General features: G+C 32.9%; 19 protein-coding genes and 6 pseudogenes. All 25 read left to right on the forward strand.

Annotation, left to right across the window (positions count from 1 at the left end):
- Nucleotides 1-94 precede the first annotated feature (94 nt).
- The 25 genes and pseudogenes from COO03_RS28070 to COO03_RS25785 all read left to right on the forward strand — a co-directional run bounded on the left by COO03_RS28070 (nt 95) and on the right by COO03_RS25785 (nt 21,764).
- On the forward strand, nt 95-283 hold the full coding sequence (locus COO03_RS28070) for a hypothetical protein (RefSeq protein WP_097899777.1): 189 nt from the start codon (nt 95-97) through the stop codon (nt 281-283).
- Nucleotides 284-794: 511 nt separating this feature from the next.
- Nucleotides 795-1,658, forward strand: a complete 864-nt coding sequence (locus COO03_RS25670; protein ID WP_097899778.1) for a serine/threonine protein kinase — start codon at nt 795-797, stop codon at nt 1,656-1,658.
- Between the two features lie 393 nt (nt 1,659-2,051).
- A complete protein-coding gene (locus COO03_RS25675) occupies nt 2,052-2,681 on the forward strand; it encodes a type 1 glutamine amidotransferase family protein (RefSeq protein WP_097899779.1) in 630 nt (209 codons plus the stop codon).
- On the forward strand, nt 2,678-3,205 hold the full coding sequence (locus COO03_RS25680; protein WP_097899780.1) for a DUF4352 domain-containing protein: 528 nt from the start codon (nt 2,678-2,680) through the stop codon (nt 3,203-3,205). Before COO03_RS25675 ends, COO03_RS25680 begins: the two co-directional genes overlap by 4 nt.
- A 212-nt stretch (nt 3,206-3,417) precedes the next feature.
- A pseudogene (locus tag COO03_RS25685) lies at nt 3,418-3,969 on the forward strand (siderophore biosynthesis protein); the annotation flags it as partial.
- 226 nt (nt 3,970-4,195) lie between these two features.
- On the forward strand, nt 4,196-4,375 hold the full coding sequence (locus COO03_RS25690; RefSeq protein ID WP_097899781.1) for an antitoxin VbhA family protein: 180 nt from the start codon (nt 4,196-4,198) through the stop codon (nt 4,373-4,375).
- Between the two features lie 692 nt (nt 4,376-5,067).
- Nucleotides 5,068-5,898, forward strand: a complete 831-nt coding sequence (locus COO03_RS25700; protein ID WP_097899782.1) for a GNAT family N-acetyltransferase — start codon at nt 5,068-5,070, stop codon at nt 5,896-5,898.
- A 279-nt stretch (nt 5,899-6,177) separates the two neighbouring features.
- Nucleotides 6,178-7,134, forward strand: coding sequence for a phosphotransferase enzyme family protein (locus tag COO03_RS25705; RefSeq protein WP_097899783.1), 957 nt, complete (start codon nt 6,178-6,180; stop codon nt 7,132-7,134).
- A 389-nt stretch (nt 7,135-7,523) separates the two neighbouring features.
- Nucleotides 7,524-7,866, forward strand: a pseudogene (locus COO03_RS25710) (transposase); the annotation flags it as partial.
- 431 nt (nt 7,867-8,297) lie between these two features.
- Complete coding sequence (locus tag COO03_RS25715) at nt 8,298-9,893, forward strand: S-layer homology domain-containing protein (RefSeq protein ID WP_097899825.1); 1,596 nt, start codon at nt 8,298-8,300, stop codon at nt 9,891-9,893.
- A 470-nt stretch (nt 9,894-10,363) separates the two neighbouring features.
- The gene (locus COO03_RS25720; RefSeq protein ID WP_097899784.1) at nt 10,364-10,813 is read left to right on the forward strand and encodes a MarR family winged helix-turn-helix transcriptional regulator; all 450 of its coding nucleotides are present in this window, start codon (nt 10,364-10,366) and stop codon (nt 10,811-10,813) included.
- Nucleotides 10,814-10,891: 78 nt separating this feature from the next.
- Nucleotides 10,892-12,106 (forward strand): MFS transporter, encoded by a 1,215-nt coding sequence (locus tag COO03_RS25725; protein ID WP_097899785.1) that lies wholly within the window; start codon nt 10,892-10,894, stop codon nt 12,104-12,106.
- A gap of 270 nt (nt 12,107-12,376) precedes the next feature.
- Nucleotides 12,377-13,165, forward strand: coding sequence for an FAD-dependent oxidoreductase (locus COO03_RS25730; RefSeq protein ID WP_097899786.1), 789 nt, complete (start codon nt 12,377-12,379; stop codon nt 13,163-13,165).
- Nucleotides 13,166-13,223: 58 nt separating this feature from the next.
- Nucleotides 13,224-13,426, forward strand: a pseudogene (locus COO03_RS25735) (transposase); the annotation flags it as partial.
- A pseudogene (locus tag COO03_RS25740) lies at nt 13,393-14,286 on the forward strand (DUF4026 domain-containing protein); the annotation flags it as partial. The pseudogenes COO03_RS25735 and COO03_RS25740, both read left to right, overlap by 34 nt.
- A 110-nt stretch (nt 14,287-14,396) precedes the next feature.
- Nucleotides 14,397-15,854 (forward strand): RNA-guided endonuclease InsQ/TnpB family protein, encoded by a 1,458-nt coding sequence (locus tag COO03_RS25745; protein WP_097899787.1) that lies wholly within the window; start codon nt 14,397-14,399, stop codon nt 15,852-15,854.
- A 539-nt stretch (nt 15,855-16,393) separates the two neighbouring features.
- Complete coding sequence (locus tag COO03_RS25750; RefSeq protein WP_097899826.1) at nt 16,394-17,215, forward strand: YwqG family protein; 822 nt, start codon at nt 16,394-16,396, stop codon at nt 17,213-17,215.
- Between the two features lie 332 nt (nt 17,216-17,547).
- Nucleotides 17,548-17,727 (forward strand): annotated as a pseudogene (locus tag COO03_RS25755) (hypothetical protein); the annotation flags it as partial.
- A 78-nt stretch (nt 17,728-17,805) separates the two neighbouring features.
- The gene (locus tag COO03_RS25760; RefSeq protein WP_097899788.1) at nt 17,806-18,171 is read left to right on the forward strand and encodes a hypothetical protein; all 366 of its coding nucleotides are present in this window, start codon (nt 17,806-17,808) and stop codon (nt 18,169-18,171) included.
- A 182-nt stretch (nt 18,172-18,353) separates the two neighbouring features.
- Nucleotides 18,354-18,827, forward strand: a complete 474-nt coding sequence (locus COO03_RS25765; protein ID WP_097899789.1) for an Imm30 family immunity protein — start codon at nt 18,354-18,356, stop codon at nt 18,825-18,827.
- On the forward strand, nt 18,814-19,086 hold the full coding sequence (locus COO03_RS25770; RefSeq protein WP_255257305.1) for an SUKH-4 family immunity protein: 273 nt from the start codon (nt 18,814-18,816) through the stop codon (nt 19,084-19,086). Before COO03_RS25765 ends, COO03_RS25770 begins: the two co-directional genes overlap by 14 nt.
- 102 nt (nt 19,087-19,188) lie before the next feature.
- The gene (locus COO03_RS25775; RefSeq protein ID WP_097899790.1) at nt 19,189-19,695 is read left to right on the forward strand and encodes a cytoplasmic protein; all 507 of its coding nucleotides are present in this window, start codon (nt 19,189-19,191) and stop codon (nt 19,693-19,695) included.
- Between the two features lie 75 nt (nt 19,696-19,770).
- Nucleotides 19,771-19,905: a hypothetical protein gene (locus tag COO03_RS27955; protein ID WP_255257303.1), complete on the forward strand. Its 135-nt coding sequence runs from the start codon at nt 19,771-19,773 to the stop codon at nt 19,903-19,905.
- Between the two features lie 62 nt (nt 19,906-19,967).
- Nucleotides 19,968-20,147: pseudogene (locus tag COO03_RS28220) on the forward strand (immunity 22 family protein); the annotation flags it as partial.
- 165 nt (nt 20,148-20,312) lie between these two features.
- Entirely contained in the window at nt 20,313-21,764 is a 1,452-nt protein-coding gene (locus COO03_RS25785; RefSeq protein WP_097899791.1) for an RNA-guided endonuclease InsQ/TnpB family protein, read from the forward strand.
- The last annotated feature ends 275 nt before the right edge of the window (nt 21,765-22,039 follow it).

Below are 22,039 nucleotides of genomic sequence, written 5' to 3' on the forward strand. Positions count from 1 at the left end.
AAAGGATTATTAGAAAGTATAACGCTTTTTTACACTTGGAGGTAGTTAATATTTTTAAGTTGATGGATGTGTAGCGAGACCCAAAAATACAAATATGAATTATTGCATATTAAAATGTGTTGATGAATTTGCAAGTGCTTACTATAATAGGGGTATAAAGATTTATTACATCTTACTACTCAAGAAAAAAGGAGGACATAATATGGAAATCGCAATGGCAATTTTAAAATTTGTAGGTGGAGTACTTCCATTAGTTCAAGAACTTTTAAAAGCATTTATGTAAGTTTATCATTCAGCAATTATTTATAAGAATTATCATACAAATGATCTGTATATCAACAATGAATTGATATGCAGATCATTTGCGTGAACAATGCACAAAAAATCCCCAGACAAAGTGCAGGGATCAAAAGTAAACCTTTCATTTAGATGAACAACTTCATAGTAATACATTCATTCTCCACCAATTTGATCTGTCTGTAGGGATTAACCGAGACACATGTAAAATTAGGTCACAGGAATACATAATTTATTTCAGTTACTAAGATAGAAAATTTTAATATAGTTGTTTAAAAAAGATGGTGTGATTTGGAATTTTACACCATCTTTTTTTTGTTATCCTGTATAATAAAAAAAGAATATTTCGATAGTTTTCGAGTGTGAATAAGGACGGTTATTTGAAAGGAGTGATGTTTGATGAAAAAACAGAAGAAAATAAAATATGAGGTAAAAACAATTTGAGTATGCGTATCATGCCTCTATAAACTACGTTCGCTCAAAGTTAGGAGCAGCGCGTGATAAATATCGCAATAGGAAAAAATCAATACCCTATAACAATAGCTGAGTATCATAATTTTAATTGGTTAAAGGATGTAGAAGTGTTTACTGTTTTTGATCAGCACGATTCAGGTAATATTAACTTTGGTATTATTGAAAATGGGCAGCGTTACTTTTTGAAGTATGCTGGTGCACGCAATTTAGAATACAAGGGCAATGTAGAGGATGCAATCCAACGATTAATGAAGGCAAAAGAAGTGTATGAACAAATTCAACATCCTTTGCTAGTCCCATATATTAATTCCATTCAAATGGAAAATGGATTTTGCTTAAGGTTTCATTGGGTTGATGGGGAATGCATGCACAATCATTGGGATTTTACACCGTATGAAAAGTACCATGCACTACATTCACCGTTTGTGAAGCTAAGACAACTATGTGTGACTAAACGACTCAGCATATTGACACAAATTTTTGAATTTGCAGCGTATGTCGAGTCATTAGGATACGTCATGGTTGATTTTTATGACGGTAGCATTTTATATAATTTTGAGCAATCAAAGCTTACGATTTGTGATATTGATTTCTTTCAAAAAGCACCTGTATTCAATAAAATCGGGGAGGATTTTTGGGGATCAAGTCGCTTCAAAGCACCTGAGGAATACGAACTACATGCACAAATTACAAGTGAAACGAATGTGTATGTATTAGCAGGAATTGCTTTTGCCTTTATAGGTGGAAAAAGTGATAAAGGCTATGAAAAATGGGAAAGTACACAAGACTTATATAATGTATGTCAAAAAGCTCTACATAAAGAAAAAGCTAAAAGATATCCTACTATTCAAGCATTTTATGAAGCGTGGCTTGCATATATAGAATAAATAATCAGAGGCTAGTTTTCATTAATACCCTTTAAAATTATAGAACTTTATTATTCTTCAAAATAACAAGTTGCTGCACTATTATTCAAATTTCAAATAATTTTAATGGCCTACTGTTATCCAAGTTGATAGTAGGCTGTTGCATTTTAGAGGATAAAATTAAATGTAGTGTAGTGCTTTGTACATTCAATAGTAATCTTTAAATATAGAAAAATACTTGTTTTCGACCAAAAGACAGGTATTTTTGACATTTACAATAAAAATGTTTAAAAATGCCGGTCATGTTATTCCATTAAAGGAGCAGATTGTGGAATAACGCAGTCTTCCTGACGTTAGCTGTCAGGGAAGTTATATTATAATAGGTTATATCAATTGTGATTGGAGTGTTATTGGATGCAAACAAAAAAAGTTTATCTTTATGTATTTAATACAATGTCAGACTGGGAATATGGATATTTAATTGCTGAATTAAACTCAGGAAGATATTTCAAAAAAGATGTAGCACCTTTAAAAGTAGTTACAGTAGGAGCTAATAAAGAAATTATTACTACGATGGGAGGACTGAGCATAAAACCAGATATTTCCCTTGATGAATGTACTCTTGAGAGTAAAGATCTTTTAGTTTTACCTGGAGGGAATACTTGGAGAGAAGATATTCATCAACCTATCTTGAAAAAAATTAGCGAAGCTTTAAAGCTTGGCACTATTGTTGCTGCAATTTGTGGCGCAACTGAGGCCCTCGCGAATATGGGATACTTAGATTCTAGAAAGCACACAAGCAATGACTTAGAGTATATTAAAATGGTCTGTCCTAATTATAAAGGAGAAAAATTTTATGAGATGGAACCTGCGGTATCTGGTGAGGATTTGGTTACTGCATCAGGAGTAGCACCTCTGGAATTTACGATGGAAGTACTGAAAAAATTAGATGTATTTGCACCAGACACATTACATGCATGGTATAACCTAAATAAGACTCATAAACCTGAATACTTCTTCCAGTTAATGAATTCAATAAAATGAAGAAGTTTTTTAAATTTGGGTGTTTAGGTATTATTGCCCTTGTAGTGATCGGTATCGTAGTAGCTGTTGCCGGTGGAGGAGATTCTGAAGAAACTAAAACAGAAAAAGCCAAAACTTATAAGGTCAATGAAGTTGTAAAAGCTAAAAAGGTTGATGTAACAGTTACAAAAGTAGAAGAAAAAGCATCTGTTGGACCTGGAATTGTTAAAAAAGATGCTAGTAATGGTGGTACTATTGTAGCAGTTCAATACAATATGAAAAACACTTCTGATAAACCAGTAAATTCTTTCTCATTGCCAACTATTCAATTAGTAGATGAGAAGGGAACTAAATATGATGCTGATGTTGAAGCAAGTGCAAGTTACGCAACTGAAACAAATATCGATAACTCAAAAGTTTTAAGTGACCTAAACCCAGATATCCAAGTAACAGGTACTAAAGCGTTTGAAGTAAGTAAAGAAAAATATGGTGCAGGTAAATGGTACTTGCTAATTGATGGAGACTACAAGGTTGAAATCAAGTAAGCATAAACAGACTGTAGACAAACTTGATGAAAATCGAGTTTGCCTACAGTCTGTTTTGTTTTAGAAATAGAAGTAATACAATGCTTGAGGTGATTAGACGTAAATTAACTTCAAAATATACAATAAAAGTGAATTTTAGGGTTATTTTTTGTTTGCGTTTCAGATAAAATGATAAAATTAAACAAAAACCTTGTATAAAGATGGGGGAAAAGATGAACATTTCCAAACAATTTATTAAACCGTTTCCTGCATATGAAGAAGTATTTTATGATAATTTGGAACAGCATAAAAAACACTTTTTACCCATTTGCTCTATAAATTTACAATGCATTGAACCTGAATGGAACGAATGGGTACATATTGTGTCAGCAAAGGAAATTCACGACGGGTGCGTTGGCGATTTTACCCAACCGTTTCACACGAATTTTACAAAAGAAGATACGTTAGGCTTTGATGTCGTTGACGGAAAGTATAAATTTGAAGTAGATTGGAATTACTTTGAAATTGAGCAAAACCCTTCCGACATTATAGAGAAAACCTATGTACGTAATGAAAAAGACTATCAAATCCGTAAAGAATTTTTCCAACGTAATCAGAAAATTTATCCTTATTCTAGCTTTGGAAAAGAATTTACATCCGTAGAAGCATTGGAGCAAGAGTTTGTCGAAAAGCAAACAAATGGCTGGGGATTAGATTATCCCGAGGTAAATGGAATTCTGGATGATATACGTTTTATGACAGAAGAAGGGCAAGAATTAAAGGAAAGTTTGAACAGGGGGATGAAAAATGTCCGATATGGAGTTAATTAGTATACTTATTTCATTGTCTAGTATATTAGGTTTTGGTTTACTCATGAATCATGTTGTAACCACAATAAAAAAGAACATCAAAACTAATGTGTAGCTATTTTCTCAAAATATCTAAATGTAAAATCAATTTTCAGAAATATCAAATTATAATAAAATCTATTTGAAAGGGGTTTACCTAATTATGAAATTTAAAAACGAAAAAGAGCTAAATGAGGCTTTTGAGGCAGCTAAGGCAACTTTAGAAATTGAAGGAATGACCGTTACAAAAGAAATGGAAAGAGTTATTAAAGCAAAGTTAGGAGGGAAGATAACACGGGAACAACTTATTTCATTAGCCGATGTTATCGTAAAACGTGAATGAACAATCCAAATACTGTTAGCCTGGAACCGATGTATTAAAAAATAAAATGAATTATCCAGATCAGGAACAACTTAAAAAAAATTGAAACTAAAAAGAAAAAAACAAAACAAAAAAGTCATGATATGGAGCTATAAGGGGGCGACTATCTATGGATATTTTAAGGTTTATTATTAGGGCAATTTTAAAGATATTGATGTTTACAATTACAATCTCATTCGCAGTTATTAAGTTTGTGGTTGTTATTATTTTATTGATTTTTACACTCGGAGCTTTTGCATCAAAGACTTCAAAATATTAAATACATTTAATTTCTATCCTCATGATTCTATTGGCGACAATTACGAAATTGTTAGTTATACAAAAGATGTAGGGATAGGATTCGCAGAATCTCACACCATTAGTAAAAAAGAATTTGTCGAGATTATCGAAAAATACGCACATTTATTTGCTACAGATAAATCTTTACAAAATTGTTCATACTCTACTTATGAAGTAGTAGGATAAAAAGGAATGTGGGTGGAACCCCACATTCATCAAGCTAAGATTTTAAAGTATCCCCAAAACAAAAATTTTCTCTCTCTACAGTTATTTATGAGAGTAATTACCCTTCTCTACTTCTGAATTTAATAAAGAATATTCTGTTAAATGTGATAAAGTTAGAATAGAAATGTTTAAGGAAGGCGGTATAACGTATGATTTCTGAATTAAATAAGAGTGATTTTTATAAGTGTAAAGGTTTAGTAAATGAAAAAGGACAATTAGAAGTAAAAGCTGTAATTGAAGGAGTTAATCCTGGTCGTATATTTGTAGATAATATTTTTTCTCCTAATTCTGGACTTATTTGGTTAGGTAATAATGATGGATTTTTATTTATTGGAAATGAAGAGAATGAAGAATTTAATAACGAAATTAATGATTTTATTGATAAAGTAATAGAACCTGAAGCAAAGAAGGTCGGGCTAAATTGTTTTGAAGGAATTGGTAATCATCAAAAATGGAATAAGACAATTGAAAGAATGTTTAAACATCGTAAATTAAGTAGCTGGAATCAAAGAGTATATACGCTAAAAAAAGGGGACTATAAAGATAAGCATGAACCTAAAATTGAACAAGGATATACTGTTCTAAAGATCAGTAAAACTCTCTATGAAAATAATAAAAATTCATTTAAGAACATTGAATTTTTACAATCTAAAATTTTAGAGTTTTGGTCTTCACCTGATAGTTTTTTTAATGAGGGAATTGGTTATTGTATTGTTTACGACAATACAATTGTAAGTGTTTGTTTTTTAGGCTTTGTCGTTAAAAATATACACTGTATAGATATTGAAACATTAGAAAATCATCGAGGGGGAAATTTAGCTCAAAAGACAACTCATAGTTTTGTAAAAGATTGTTTGGGGAATGACATAATTCCATATTGGGATTGTATGGAATTGAACAAGCCTTCTATCGCAGTTGCAGAAAATATAGGGTTCACAAATGCATTTAACTATGTAGGCTATTATTTTCCATTTGAATAATTTGTTGTTCACTTATAGGGTGCTAATTTAACAAGACATTATAAATGATCAAACTTTATTTAAATCAATATTACATCGAAGTTAGAATAATCGCGTATTTCGTACGTTAAGAAAGTTCCTTAAACGACCGTTTTCGGTATTTTTTAAGGATACTAGATTGGATATATATGGTAGTATGGGGAGGGGGATGAAGAAATATACTTAAGCTAACTGGCAGGTTAGTGGGAGAAAGAATTTAAGTTAGACAAGTCGAAATTTAGGGTAGGAAAGGAGTTTGAAATGATTAATCTAGAAAAGAAGATACTTAAATTAATGAATGAAATATATCCAGTGGATTTTATTAAGGTTAAATCAGTAACAAATGAAATGTATCAGTGTATTGCGGAACAAGGTGACTACTTCGTTAGAATAACTAACTATAAAACGTATGAAGAACAGTTGGAAGAAGTTAAATATACAGACTTTTTATATAGGGAAGGTTTAGGAGTACCTCCAATAATAACTTCTTTAAATGGTAAATTAGTAGAAAAAATAACATTAGACAGAGAGCTTTTTATTGTATTGTATAAAGCTGCTTCTGGTATACACTTACCAAAAAGTCAATGGAATTCCAGTGTGTTGAAAAAATTGGGTCAGCAAATTGGTAGATTACATCGTTTATCTAAAAAGTTTGAAAATATTGAACCGATAAAACATATAAACGATTGGTATGACAATGAGGAATATTCTTTTCTTACCTATATCCCTAAAGAAGAAGGTATTATTAGAGAATTTGCACATGAGGTTTTGTCTTCGATAAAGAAACTGCCAAAGAGCCCTTCAAATTATGGCTTGATACACGGCGATTTATGGTTAGAAAATATATTAGTAGAAAATGATTTGAATTTGACAATGATTGATTTTCAAGATTGTGAGAAACATTTTTATATATTTGATTTAGCAGTTCCAATTTATAGCGCGATGGAGTATTCGTTTGTAGGGAATGGTAACATAGTTGACTATGGGAATTCTATTACACAAGCAATAGTTGACGGATACCGAGAGGAAAATGAAATATCTAAGGAAATGATAGATAAGCTTCCTTTGTTTATTAAATTAAAGGAAGTATTTGAATATAGCTTAATGCATATGTACTGGAATAAAGAGGAATTAACTGAAGAACAAGTACGAATAATGAACCTTTATAGAATAAGGATTGAGAATAACTATCCTTTTCTTAATATTCAGTTAAAATAATGTTTTAGACTGAACAGCATTGGCTTAATTGGATTTATCCATTCTTATTTTTCAAATTTAATAAAATAAAGATTTAGATTGATGAATAAGTTTTATTTCGTGAAAAAAGTTATTATTTAAAATAAAGTTACGATATTTCTATAATCTTTTAATAATAAATTAGTTGGAAATAAAAGACTACATACTATACGCGAAAGAGTATAAAACAGGGAATTATGTATCAGGGGCTGATTGGTTTTGGAGGAGGACGAGGCCTATAGCGGGGGATGTATCCGCAGATACGAAGCACCGAGGACCATAGAAAATAAGAATTAATTAGCTATCTAGACAGACCGATGAGTTATCGACTCATGCGAATACACCAGTGCATCTTGTTGAGTGATAATAAAGTTGCTGAAGAAGCTTTGAGGCCTGAGGAAAGCATCCAGTTTATCGATGTAGAAATTCATTCTCTCCTCAGAGGAAACCCTGAAAAAGGAGTTAAACCACATCCATATACGAAGTTACTTCTTTCTTTTCTTTTTGTAAGTGAAAATATTGCTTGTACTCTAATCGGTGTTATTGGCGATATAGAGCGCTTTAATACATATAAAGAATCTCGGTGTTTCAGCCGAAAATTCACAATCTGGAACTTCTGTATGCTCGACTAAACAAACATATAGTGGTGTTCGAGATACGCGTCGGATACTTTATCAGATGTCTATGATGATGTTAGCAACTGGAACACGAAAATCTGATTTCCCTTATCTTTCTGGACCAAAAATCTTCAATTGTATAGCTTCATCAACAGGTTGTAAGGATGCTAGCGCGAAAATATATGTGGTTTCACCATTCGGTTCTGTTATTGGTTGAATAAATAAGCGATATTTTTATATTATTTGCATCTTATCTTCATTTATTTCTGTTAATATATCTATTAAGAGATATGCATTAAGGGTTTAGATGTATGATTTGCAATATACTTATTTAAAGGATTTTCCTTTATTACTTGAATAGGCTAAAAAGAAAGGAGGACCTATAGATTTCGGTTGATTATATGAAATGAAAAATCAAGTTGTTATCTTTTGGGTTCAGATTACCATTATTTAAACTATTATTCATACTAAAAGAAGTACAAGGAGGAAGGTATATCCATTAAAATAGTGAGATATACCAAATTAGAAATGAGAATTAAATTTAATAAAAAAGTAGTAGCATTAACAACAGGATTAACGGTTTTAACTTCACCATTAGCATCATTTGCAGAGGAACAACAGGGAGGTAATAATATTAAGCCTGCGGAAGTTCAAGGGCAAGGTAAGACAGATCAACTTAAAGTTTCAGAAGAACAGGCTTTACAAAGTATTGAAGAAGGTTTTAAAGATGTAGATGGAAGGGGTATCAGTAAAGAAGAAGTTACTGACAAGGTAAAACCTTCAGAAGAAGAAACAGGTAGACTAACACCACCTAAAAACAAGTTATCTAACCGTAGTTTGAGCGGTAAATATTTAAGTAGTGGTACTAGTACAATAAACGGTGTTCCATTTACAGAATGGATTGTTCCACCAGGAAACGATAATATCAGACCTCAAAACCGGATGGAACCGAAGTACATTACAATTCATGAAACTGATAATACTAGTGTTGGAGCAGGAGCAAAAAGCCATGCTAAATACCTATATAACCAAGCAGTAGGGGATACAAACCGAGTAGCATCATGGCACTTTACAGTAGACGATAAAGAAATTTATCAACATATTCCTATCAATGAAAACGCATGGCATGCTGGTGACGGTAATGGTTCAGGTAACCGAGAGTCTATTGCAATTGAAATCGCAGTTAACCGAGATGGTAACTATGATAGAGCATTAGAAAACGCTAAGAAATTAGTAGCATATTTAATGAAAGAAACTGGTATTACAGTAGATAATGTAGTAAAACATCAAAAATGGAGCGGTAAGCATTGCCCAGACAATATTATTAATAGAGGACTTTGGAGTTCATTCTTAGGAGGTTCTCAATGGTATTATGATACTAATTATAAACCTCAAGACGATATTACAGGTGGTTGGTATGAATCTAGTATTCGTGAGTTAAATAAAAGGGGTATTATGCAAGGTGAAGGAGACGGAGTATTCTCACCTAACAGAGAGGTAACAAGAGCAGAATTTGCTCAATTAATCTCTAAATCTCTAAATCTACCAAGTGGAGATGCTACATTTAAAGACTTAGATGATGCACATCCATCTTTACAAGACGGTATTCGACGTGTAGCAAGTGCAGGAATCATTCAAGGTAGAGGTGACGGTTACTTTGACCCTAATGCACCGATTACAAGAGAAGAATCAGCAATCATTGTAAACAAGGCTTTACAAACTAAAGACTTATGGGGACCAGTTGCAAACCTACCATTCTCAGACTTAGACCAAATTAACTATAAAGAAGACGTTCAAAGACTATATGGTTTAGGTATTATAAAAGGTAAAGGTAATAACGTATTCGACCCTAGGAGTACAACAACTCGTGGTGAGACAGCAAAAATGATTTTAAGTATGCTCCAAGTAATTGAAACTGGGAGTATTCAAAATGTAATTGGAACGGCTCAAATCAATGGTATTGGGGTAAATATTCGAAGCGGAGCAGGTACAAATTACTCTATTGTTAGAAACGCAAGTAAAGGCGAAAAAGTTACAGTATATGAAGAAAAGAACGGTTGGCTAAGAATTGGAACAGGTCAGTGGGTTTATTATGACTCTAGTTATATCAACTATAACAGATGATATAAAAGTAAATAGTTAAAGGAACAAGTCATGTAGAGATATATGATTTGTTCTCAGGATGTGGAGAAAGTCTTCTCCACATCCTGTTTTTGTGTTTGGACCTTTTTTATCCGTCAACACTGATAAAAAAGAAGAAAAGTTAAGCTACAGTGACAGCGTTATGTCACTCCCTATATTTGTAATAAAGCGCTAAAGGATAATATGTGTAAGTGCGAAACTGACGATCATTGAGGACAAGCCTATTTTTTATTTATGTAAGAAGGAAAATAACATGATAGTATAAATAATTGACATTTAGTTATTTACAGAATATACTTCATATATGAAGTATAAGGTGGTTTTCAGAGAAGTAAGAAAAGTATATGAGGAATAGTTGTAAACTCCATATAAATTATTTGACATAAAAATATGATTATCTATATTTAATTTGTCCAATGTAGGCTTCATTTTCTGAAGAAAGGAGTTTTTCTATGCAAATAGCGGCAAGAGAATTATATGCTTTGATTAGAGATGTATATCATCAATTACAAAGTAATCTCGAAAAGGAATTAGAACAATTTGATATCAGTATAGTGCAATTTGGAGTAATACAAGTGTTATCAGATACAGAAAAAACTTCTATGTCTGATCTAAAACAAAAAATTGGTTGTGCTCCTAGTAATGTTACCACTATGATTCAACGAATGAAGAGAGATGGTTTTGTAACAACCACTAAAAATCCAGCTGATCAAAGAGAAACATTAGTATTTTTAACTGAAAAGGGAAAAGAAACAAAAGAAAAAGTAAATGTTCAATATAATTTATTTCTTAAAGAAAACTTTTCTTACTTTAATGAAGAAAAGTTTATAACGTTATCAGAAATCCTTGAAGATTATAAATGTCATTTACTAAATGTTGAAAAGAGAATAACAAAATTGTAACTAGTGACTAATAGTTACAATTTGCTTATATATATAATTCATATATGAAGTAATTTCTGGAGACAAGGAGAGATTTGAATGAATGACAAAGGCATTAAACCTATGTTATTTCTACTAGCAATTGTAGCATTTTTTATTGGGATGGATTCTTTAGTGGTATCACCTTTAATTCCTGATATCGCCAAATCAACTGCAACACCAATGGAAAAAGGAGGGTGGTTAATTACTTCTTATGCTTTATTTTATGGGTTAACTGCTCCATTTTTCGGACCGATTTCTGACAAATTTGGGCGTAAACAAATGATTGTAACAGGGATGCTAATATTCTCAATAGGAACTTTTTGTACTGGATTAACACAAGACTTTAACACAATTTTAGTTTTTCGTGCATTAACAGGCTTATCAGGAGCAATGATAATGCCAAGTATATTTGCATTAATAGGTGATAAAATACCTTATAAAATGCGTGGAATGGCGATGGGAATGATAATGGGGGCTATGGTTGGATCTACTGTTTTAGGAGTACCAATTGGGGCTTTCTTAACTTCTGTTGGTAACTGGCAATGGACTTTTTATGGCATAGGAATTTTAGCATTGTTAGTTGCGTTTATTGTAATTGGAATGTTGCCTAAAACACCACCAACAAATCAAATTCAAGTTTCTGCACCAGTAGCAATGATTTCTGCAATTAAAACAGCTTTTACAAATTCATCTGTGTTCTTTGCATTATTATCCACTTTCTTGTGGACTGTTAGTTTACAAGGTATGTTCTCTTATATTGGAGTGTATTACAAAGAAAACTTTGATTTTAGTGTTGAAAAAACTGGAATGGTAATCTTTTTTGCAGGAGCTGGTAGTATTATTGGAAACGTCATAGGTGGTAAATTGTCTGATAAAATAGGTAAAAAAGCAGTTGTTTCAATTGCTACTATTATCGCGGCAGTTGGAGTTGTTAGTTTCTCATTGTTAACTGACCATGTAATAGCTGCAATGATTGCACACGTATTATGGAGTACATCAATTGGTTTTGGACAATCTTCATTAACAGCCTTAATCTCAGAATTAAGTCCGAAGGTCAGAGGTACTGTAATGGCTCTTAATAGCTCAGCAATGTATATTGGAATGATGTTTGCATCTGCAGGTGCTTCTTGGCTATTGGTGAGAGGACAGTCATTCTTAGCTATTGGTATACTATGTGCAATTGCTAGTTTTCTAGTACTACCAATTGTTTATTTTTTAGTAAAAGAAGGCTCAGCTACAACAGTAAATGAACAACAAGCCCAACTAAAATAGTAAGAGTAAATAATATCCGTGTACATATTAAAATTATTTATACAAACATTTCTTCTGTGTTAAAGCAACAATTTTTTCTTGTAAAATGAATTATTATAAATGGAATTATTTACAAATGAATCTCCGTATGATATAAGTATTACGTGGGAATTTTAACATGGAATATTTTTTTTGAGAATATACTTCATATATGAATTTCATATATGAAGTATATTCTGAAACCAAATTAAGATTTTTAATTTATACTATGTTGGAAATAGGGAAGTAAAAATGAACACCATTAAAATCGATTATTGTATTATTGGCGGAAGTCCAGTTGGTTTAACACTTGCTCTGTTACTCAGCAAACAAGGAGGAAAAGTAGCTGTTTTAGAGCGTAATAAAGATTTTAACAATAAAAATGGTGGAGTAATATTGCAACCTAAGACATTAGAATTATTTGATCAACTAGGAGTTCTTGAGGAACTTGAAAAGGTTTCAGAAAAAATATTAAGTGTGGGAGAATATATTTACCAAGAAACTCTTTTTGAAAAAGATTATAACTCGTATCCAAATTTAAAATATCCTTTTGCATTAAGTATTTCAAATGCTAATCTACAAGAAATTATTTTATCACTTGTAAAAGTAGAAAAGAATATTACTTTGTACCCCAATACATCTATTCAAGATTTAATTGAGGATTTTTCAGATAAATATGAGGTAATTACTAAAACTGATGAAGAATCGAATCTCTTTAAACCACAACTTATTTTCGCTTGCGATGGGAAGTTTTCTGAAACTATAAAGAAAGCTAATATTCATGCTGAGATTGAGGAATTTAAACAAGTAAGTGTGATTATGAAAGTTGAAAGACCCAAAGGCTGGCCCTCAAAATTGAAATTATATCATGGAAAAAACAGTTTATTTATTATCCCGCTTAAAGAGAATTTTGTATATCTTATTTATCTGAAGAATAAGGATGAGTTAACTAACTTAAAAGGTTCTCCAATTAATACGTTATTAAACGAATTAATCAGTATTGAGCCCGAACTTAAAGAAACATTATTGGAGTTAGTATAGTCATATGGACACAACTTAGTTAAATCCTTACAATGGGTTTCAAGGAGGAAGTACCCATATGACAAACAAGAAATTTAATGAAGAGTTTAAAAAATGGTTGTTGAATTATATCGTTCTGGACAACCTGTCAAACAATTAAGCAGTGAGTATGGCGTATCAGAGGTAACCGTTTATAAATGGATTAAACTATATTCTCCTATCACATCAGTTGATGAAGATGAAATAACACTAGAAGAGATATTGAATATCACGTTAAAAATGAATTATTACCCGACATCCCTGACTTATATGTCATTCATTCAGTTTATGAAGATGGTGAACCTACGCAATATCGGCTTCATACACATGGGCTTTTAAGAGCGGGAGTAACGGAAGTGGAATTAATCATTCCAAACCGTCTTTCTTCTTACTACGGTATTCCCGACCTCTTTCAAACATTTGCTAATAACGCAATTGAAAATGGATATGTCCCGATTAACGAGCCTGTAATTATAGCACAAAGTCAGCAAGGTACGATACATACCGTAGCCGTTCCGTGGGAAAAAGGCCTATCTTATATTGGGCATAAAACGAGTATTACGCAATTAACCTCGATTGAAGAGGAAGAAGTATCCATTCAACCAACGGATGCAAATAAATTATTTCTTGGAGGTATGGACGCTCGAGACGAATACCATCAGCTTCCGTCTGTCGTATTGTTTTATTTTAATGCTGAAGAAGGATATATTGAAAGCTTTTTCAACGAACAAGAAGAGAATACAGGATTGATGTTCTACAAAACTAATGCTGAAACAGATCGAATGGCTTACAATGCGAAAAATAGCTTTGGGTATTTCGCCAACATTTTTAACATTGAACAAAACAATGAGGACTTTCGTTTCCTTGCCAAATTTGGTATTCATTATGAAGAAGGCAAAAGTGAACACATGTGGTTTGAAATGAAGAACATTACAGAAGACAACATCAACGGAGTACTCATTAATCATCCATATTTTATTGAGCATATGACTGAAGGAATTTCATACAATCTAGATTTCGAAAACTTAACGGAATGGGTCATTTATCGGAAAATTGGAAAGAAAACTCCATCTTCAAAACGTGCAGGGCATAGCCCAGTTTAAGGTGGAGATGAATTGCCATCGAATTTGTAAAAATATTTTTGTAGAACGGCGAATATATGTTCTTTTTGGCTGTTTTGTAGTATCATGAAGAAAAGAAGGTGGTGAACAGGATGACAAAAGGAAAAGAATATGCAACCTATCAAATTTGGATCAAGAAAGGTCATAAGTTATACTCTTACTTCCTAGAAATGTGTCAAAACGCAAAAAATCTCTACAATACAACAAACTTCTATATTCGCCAAGTGTATACGGCCTTACGAACAGAGAAACCATTACAGCCACTTCAACAAGAAGTTCTCCATACATTACAAGCATATATTGAAATCATGAATGAAAATCAACTTCGTGCATATCAAAAACGTGTGCAAAAGCAGAAAGAAAAACCGGCAGAAGAACGGAAAGAAATCAAATGTAATCTGTTTACATTACCGACAAAAGAGAGATCATTCCTATCCTATAACTTCCTAGATTGTTTGTTTAAAACAATGAAGCAACAAGACTATATAACCCTACCATCACAAGTGAATCAAGCAGTTATGAAGAAATTATATCAAAATTGGAAATCATTCTTCGCTTCCATGAAAGCATATCAGAAACATCATTCCACTTTTACGGGCAGACCTCGTATTCCCAAATATATCAAATCATCTATGAAAGAAGTTGTCTTCACGAATCAAGTATGTAAACTCCAAGATAAGTATATTCGTTTTCCAAAAACAAGCATAAAATTAAATATAGGTAAATTGTTTGGACGGATTGACAATCTCAAAGAGGTACGTGTTTCTCCTGCTTATGGGAAGTTTAAGATTGAAATTGTGACAGAACAATCTGAGCCAGTACTTAAGCATGTGGACAATAATCGTTATATGAGTATTGATTTAGGGATTCATAACATTGCAACTATCACAACGAATACAGGGGCTACTCCTGTGTTGGTAAAGGGCAATGTGATCAAAAGTATCAATCAATACTACAACAAACAAAAGGCGCGTTTACTGGGTATTCTTCGTCATGGAAAAGAACCCAAAGAAGGACCACACACATCCAAGCGTTTAGAGAGGCTTCATGAAAAACGGTTTCTCAAAATAAAAGATTTCTTTCACAAAATGAGTTACCAGATTGTTCAGTTTGCGATTCAACATGAGATTTCTATGATTGTCATTGGGAAAAATATATCATGGAAACAAAACAGTGATATGGGAAAACGACAGAATCAATCCTTCTGCCATATCCCGCATAATCTACTCATTGAAATGATCACATATAAGGCGAAGCGACATGGCATAATGGTACAAGTCATGGAAGAATCGTATACAAGCAAGGCATCCTTTCTAGACAATGATGATATCTCCACTTACGGTGAGGAATACATCCCTGTATTCAGTGGAAGACGTATCAAACGTGGCTTGTATCGTACGAAAGAGAACAAACTACTGAACGCTGATGTGAATGGCTCCTATAATATCTTAAAAAAAGCAGTTCCAAAGGCATTTGCCAATGGAATAGAGGGGTTGTGCCATCAGGCAGCTGTGTCAACTCCACTCGTGTTAAGCATCTCTTGCAGGTGATACACGAGAAACCCCCACTTCAAGATCCGAAGGAGATAAGTGGCGGGAGTTTTCATGCAGGGGATGAAGTCATAAAACCTAGCAACTTATATTTGTTTTTTGAATAAACAGCTTTCCAAAGCACTGGCGCTTTGGGGCCTTCAATGATTAGAAAATTTTTTGCTCAAGCTATGTCTTTTGTTACTCCATTGCAGGATCTAAATAAGCTTTAGAACTTCGCAACGAAAAGGAGTTGGTCCAGTATTCGAAGCATCGACTAGGCACCATTATATCCGTATAAGGGGAAGTTGAAGCCATTTCATCCCGTATTAACGGGCAGTAATACTCCCACCTCAAAATGCTAAGATCGTTCCATTTGAAAATAGTGGCCACGGTTTATTTATAGAAGAAAGAGTGAAGATGAATAGGGAGCTTTTGCAATTTGTTATGTCATGAGAAATTGTGTTTTTCCTTGCAATTAATTTAGTGAATATTATACAATTTATAAAAGGAACGTACGTTCTTTTTCTCGTGTGAGAAAACATATTGAAAGGGGATGGATTTATTTGAAAACTCATTTTGAATTTCCGTTGATTTTACAGCCATATAAAGATGTATTAGAAAACACAATACGATCGTATATACAGGTTACTGCGCATAAGGGGAATACCTCTTTGTCTCAAAGTAAATTTGGAGGTTATCCGTATCTGCCATTAACAGCGGAACATCCAAAAGATGAGAATGGGAAAGTCATGATGCTATTAGCACAGCTGAATTTTACAGATATTCCAAAACTAGAAAATATGCCTGAAAAGGGAATTTTACAGTTTTTCATTTCATATGAAGATGATGTTTATGGCATTGACTTTGATGAACAAACGAATCAGAAAAATTTCCGAACAGTATACTATGAAAACGTTATTACAGATGAGTCCTTGCTTGTGACGGATTTTGCTTATATGGATGAGATTGATAAAGATATGCTTCCATTTATAGAAGAGTACAAGCTGTCCTTTCAATTAAAATACGAAGCAATGAGTATGACTGATTATCGTTTCGAAGAGCTAATTGAGGGAGTCATAGACTTAGATGAAGAAGTGGAAGTTGATGGAGAAACTTTTGATATGTGGGATGTGTGTGGTGAGTATTTAAGTGGAGCTGGGCATAAAGTAGGAGGATATCCGTGCTTCACACAAACTGATCCGAGAGAACGAGAAACAAACTATTCTGGTTACGATATTCTTCTTTTACAAATTGATACGGATGATGGGGAAAATGATATTATGTGGGGAGACTCAGGTGTTGCAAATTTCTTTATTAAAGAAGAAGATTTGCGAAACTTAAACTTCTCTAATGTTTTGTATAACTGGGATTGTTGTTAAAACGATTATTTATCAAATACAACCCCGACCATGATAACAGGTCGGGGTTACGTTATTATTTTCAATTTCTCCTAAGATATCTTCTTTTTTTCTTTTTTAATACCACTAGTAATTGTTTCGTCTAAATTCTCAAATCACTTTAAATCATTACTTGCTCGCGAAGAACATTCAGTAATAATACACAAAATACTTGTAGTTATGTTGATCGTGAAATGGCGTATCGTATAGTACAAGAGTTTATCAAAGCTAGGACAGTACCGGAATTTATAGAATGGATTGATTTATATCATATAGATTTTGATCATGGATTTTAAGTGATTAATATTTATGAATTTTTTAATGAGGTTGTTGCTGACCTCATTAATTGTGCTTTTAGCCGTGCTATCAATGGGAAAAAGAACGATTTCTTTGAAACTATTTTTGAAATCTATAAAGCAGGTGGCTTTCCTTGTGGTTGGGATGGAGAGTACCCTGGCGATGGAAGAATTATCGCTTATTTTGAAAAAAGATGAAGAATTGTAGAAAATATACTAGACTGAAAAATGGGAAGGTTTTTATTAGACGAACAAAAGTTTAGGGGGAGTTTAAAAATGGCTATAAAAATAATAAGGGCAACAGGAATGATGGGCGGAGCTACAAGAGTGGCTTTAAAGGTGGATAATGAAGCTGTAATGAAATTAGAAAATAATGAAGAGTACATGCTCCCTTCTGATGTAGAAGAAGCGAAGATAAAAGCAAATCAATTGTTTTTTGGAAGTAAAGAAAAACAAGTAAAAAGTGGCGATATAGTCGAAATTAAGATTAATGGTATAGCGATGCTATTGTGTATGGTATCGTTAATAGCGGTGTTATTTGGTTCAATGATTGATCCTAATCTTATCTGGTTTGGTGTAAGCGGCTGTTTGATAACGATGATATATTCAATAAATAATTGGTTCAAGTTAGAAGTTAAATAACAGGGAACAGCAGAGATTTTAAAAACTCTGCTGTTTTTTACATCATAATCATTTACACAGTATTTCGTATATTAGGTAACCAGTAAGTGTCAGTAAAATAGATGGAAAATGGATTGGAAATTAAGTAGAACAAGATTAAACTGTTAAAAAATAACGTTGCGAATGAAATCAGGAGGTACATCATGAGTTATAAAGAACAACTTGCTATTTTATATAAAATGCGCTTTATGGAAAATGAAGGCGATGATATTGAAGAATTTGAAGAAATATTAAATGAATTATCATTTCATGCAGGAAATGAAGTGATTCCAGAACTTTGTAAAGTATTTGAAGACGAGGTAGCGGAACCTTCTGCAGACAGCGATGTAATGGAAACTATTTTTTATATTGCAAGCCGGAATGGATTAGAGGATGGACTTGTACAGTTAGCGAATGGAATACCAAATATGTTACCCCAGGCAGAATTTTGGGCAGATAGAATTCATCGAACACTTTTAAATTCAGAAGAGTTAATTTTACCATATATTAAAGCTTTACAACGAGTTGATGAGTATACGAAACAAATAGTGAAAGAGATTTTGTGTAATGTAAGGAGTGAGATGCCCGAGTTATTTGCGGAAAAGGTTGATTTTATGTTAAATCATTTGGCGAAATAAGGTAGTCTATTCACATCACGACAACAACTATGAAGAAATCTTCATTAATTCTTCCATTCATCAATTTGCAGAAAGCCTTCTATTGTTTTCGAAGTTAATTGACGAAGCGATTCACTTAAATGGTGAATTTGCTTTTTTAGATAATGAAATTCCTGAATCAGTGTGTATCTGGTTTGAAAATGAATTAAAGCGTATCGATCCAAAGGCTGTAGAAAAGAATACATTTTGGTCTGAAGAACTTGAAAATCTTATTGAATAAAGGCGTGCATTTTATGAATAGTTAAGAAAAGAATTTGTAATAATACGAGTCAGTGAATGAGGAGTATTATGTTTAGATGTTAAAGGAAAGAGGCGGAGATAAATGAAGTATGGGGAACACACAAAATTAGTAGAAGAAGTAATCGAGTTTATACAAAAACAGAATTTATTCGATATAAGAAATACTGAGATATATTCTTTGTTAAATGATATAGAAGTTATTCATGATTTTAATATTGCGCAAGAATTAGCTTGGTCTCAAGATTTAGATATGATTCAGGTAGTCTGGGATGATATTAAATCTGAAGAAAGTGCAAATGTATTAGAAGGGACTTATAATACAAGCATGGAAACTCAAAAAGATATGTTATATGAAGTTTTTTCTAATGTACAGAACTATTCTCAGGATTTCATTTCTATAAGTTATATAGATATTTTTGAAGAAGTAGAAAGAGACTTTGAGATGTGTGCACTAAATCGTTTAGTAAATGGAAAAACGGATAATTTTTATGAGAGGATTTTTAATGTATATAAACTTGGTGGTTGGCCTTGTGGGTGGAAAGGTGAGTATCCAAAAGGAAAAATGATAGTTTATATACCTGAAACATAATGAATATGAAATAATCTATTTTGACGAACGGTGAGTAATTAGATTTAGAAGTAAAGCTTTAAAGGAGCGATCTCATTGTTAAATCGTTTTAAAAATTTAAGTGCTGATAAACAAGCAGGTTTTCTACTAGGGTTAAGTGAAATAGTGATTGATGTATTGTCACACTCTTCTGGATATGAAGAAGCTAAAGAAGCGATGATTAATAGATGAGTTATCTAGCATTGGGTGAATACTCCTAATAAACAGGTAAGAATGAATAAAGGATGATTAATATCGAAAATCCAGGTGTGATGTCTCTATGGCTAGGGAATTTCAAAAGTAAAGAAATGTTGCAAAAGTATGTAGAAATAAAATTTGATGAAAAGGGAGATAGAATCCCATCACAATTTATGAGAGATTTTCAAATTAATTTTATAGATTACAATGAAGACCTATTGGAAATCACATTTATCGGAAATTTGGCAAGAAAACTCCATTTTCAAAACGTGCAGGGCATAGCCCAGTTTAAGGTGGAGATGAATTGCCATCGAATGTGTAAAAATATTTTTTGATATGGCGAATGTATGTTCTTTTTGGCTGTTTTGTAGTATCATGAAGAAAAGAAGGTGGTGAACATGATGACAAAAGAAAAAGAATATGCAACCTATCAAATTTGGATCAAGAAAGGTCATAAATTGTACGCCTACTTTATGGAAATGTGTAAGAATGCAAAAAATCTCTACAATACAACAAACTTCTACATTCGCCAAGTGTATACGGCTTTACGTACAGAGAAAACTCTACAGCCCCTTCAACAAGAAGTTCTCCATACATTACAAGCATATATTGAAATCATAAATGAAAATCAACTTCATGCGTATCAAAAACGTGTGCAAAAGCAGAAAGAAAAGCCGGCAGAAGAACGGAAAGAAATCAAGTGTAATCTGTTTACGTTACCGACAAAAGAGAAATCATTCCTATCCTATAACTTCCTAGATTGTTTGTTTAAAACAATGAAGCAGCAAGACTATATAAATCTACCATCACAAGTGAATCAAGCAGTTATGAAGAAGTTACATCAAAATTGGAAATCATTCTTCGCTTCCATGAAAGCATATCAGAAACATCATTCCACTTTTACGGGCAGACCTCGCATTCCCAAATATATCAAATCATCTATGAAAGAAATTGTATTCACGAATCAAGTATGTAAACTCCAAGATAAGTACATTCGTTTTCCAAAAACAAGCATAAAATTAAATATAGGTAAATTGTTTGGACGGATTGGCAATCTCAGAGAGGTACGTGTTTCTCCTGCTTATGGGAAGTTTAAGATTGAAATTGTGACAGAACAATCTGGGCCAGCACTTAAGCATGTGGACAATAATCGTTATATGAGTATTGATTTAGGGATTCATAACATTGCAACCATCGTAACGAATACAGGGGCTACTCCTGTGTTAGTAAAGGGCAATGTCATCAAAAGTATCAATCAATACTACAACAAACAAAAGGCGCATTTGCTGAGTATTCTTCGACATGGAAAAGAACCCAAAGAAGGACCACATACATCCAAGCGTTTAGAGAGGCTTCATGAAAAACGGTTTCTCAAAATAAAAGATCTCTTTCACAAAATGAGTTACCATATTGTTCATTTCGCAGTTCAACATGAGATCTCTATAATTGTCATTGGGAAAAATACATCATGGAAACAAAACAGTGATATGGGAAAACGACAGAATCAATCCTTCTGCCATATCCCGCATAATCTACTCATTGAAATGATTAACTACAAGGCGAAGCGACATGGCATAATGGTACAAGTCGTAGAAGAATCGTATACAAGCAAGGCATCCTTTTTAGACGCTGATGATATTCCAACCTATGGTGAGCAAGACATTTCTGTATTCAGTGGAAAACGTATCAAACGTGGCTTGTATCGTACGAAAGAAAACAAACTACTGAACGCAGATGTGAATGGTTCCTATAATATCTTAAAAAAAGCAGTTCCAAAGGCATTTGCCGATGGAATAGAGGGGTTGTGCCATCAGGCAGCTGTGTCAACTCCACTCGTGTTAAGCATCTCTTGAAGGTGATACATGAGAAACCCCCACTTCAAGATCCGAAGGAGATAAGTGGCGGGAGTTTTCATGAAGAGTGGGACGAATAATATTGGTGAAGATATTTATGGTCAAAGTATCTGCTGCTTATAATGTGATGAAACGTTCAAAGCATAATACGTGTGTTTTAAATTTTTCATTTAATCTTTAATGAGAAATATTCGGAGAGTATGAACGCATGAAAACTTCCTCTATTCAATTTTTTGAAAATGATATATTTTCCTGAATATCATAATACATTATAG

It is taken from the genome of Bacillus sp. AFS098217, from assembly GCF_002551815.1.
GTDB lineage: Bacteria > Bacillota > Bacilli > Bacillales > Bacillaceae_G > Bacillus_A.

Excerpts from the sequence above, each read along its gene's own strand:
- COO03_RS28070 (WP_097899777.1), top strand. The coding sequence starts at position 95 with ATGAATTATTGCATATTAAAATGTGTTGATGAATTTGCAAGTGCTTAC.
- COO03_RS25675 (WP_097899779.1), top strand. The coding sequence starts at position 2,052 with ATGCAAACAAAAAAAGTTTATCTTTATGTATTTAATACAATGTCAGAC.
- COO03_RS25680 (WP_097899780.1), top strand. The coding sequence starts at position 2,678 with ATGAAGAAGTTTTTTAAATTTGGGTGTTTAGGTATTATTGCCCTTGTA.
- COO03_RS25690 (WP_097899781.1), top strand. The coding sequence starts at position 4,196 with ATGAAATTTAAAAACGAAAAAGAGCTAAATGAGGCTTTTGAGGCAGCT.
- COO03_RS25700 (WP_097899782.1), top strand. The coding sequence starts at position 5,068 with ATGATTTCTGAATTAAATAAGAGTGATTTTTATAAGTGTAAAGGTTTA.
- COO03_RS25705 (WP_097899783.1), top strand. The coding sequence starts at position 6,178 with ATGATTAATCTAGAAAAGAAGATACTTAAATTAATGAATGAAATATAT.
- COO03_RS25715 (WP_097899825.1), top strand. The coding sequence starts at position 8,298 with ATGAGAATTAAATTTAATAAAAAAGTAGTAGCATTAACAACAGGATTA.
- COO03_RS25720 (WP_097899784.1), top strand. The coding sequence starts at position 10,364 with ATGCAAATAGCGGCAAGAGAATTATATGCTTTGATTAGAGATGTATAT.
- COO03_RS25725 (WP_097899785.1), top strand. The coding sequence starts at position 10,892 with ATGAATGACAAAGGCATTAAACCTATGTTATTTCTACTAGCAATTGTA.
- COO03_RS25730 (WP_097899786.1), top strand. The coding sequence starts at position 12,377 with ATGAACACCATTAAAATCGATTATTGTATTATTGGCGGAAGTCCAGTT.
- COO03_RS25745 (WP_097899787.1), top strand. The coding sequence starts at position 14,397 with ATGACAAAAGGAAAAGAATATGCAACCTATCAAATTTGGATCAAGAAA.
- COO03_RS25760 (WP_097899788.1), top strand. The coding sequence starts at position 17,806 with ATGGCTATAAAAATAATAAGGGCAACAGGAATGATGGGCGGAGCTACA.
- COO03_RS25765 (WP_097899789.1), top strand. The coding sequence starts at position 18,354 with ATGAGTTATAAAGAACAACTTGCTATTTTATATAAAATGCGCTTTATG.
- COO03_RS25775 (WP_097899790.1), top strand. The coding sequence starts at position 19,189 with ATGAAGTATGGGGAACACACAAAATTAGTAGAAGAAGTAATCGAGTTT.
- COO03_RS25785 (WP_097899791.1), top strand. The coding sequence starts at position 20,313 with ATGACAAAAGAAAAAGAATATGCAACCTATCAAATTTGGATCAAGAAA.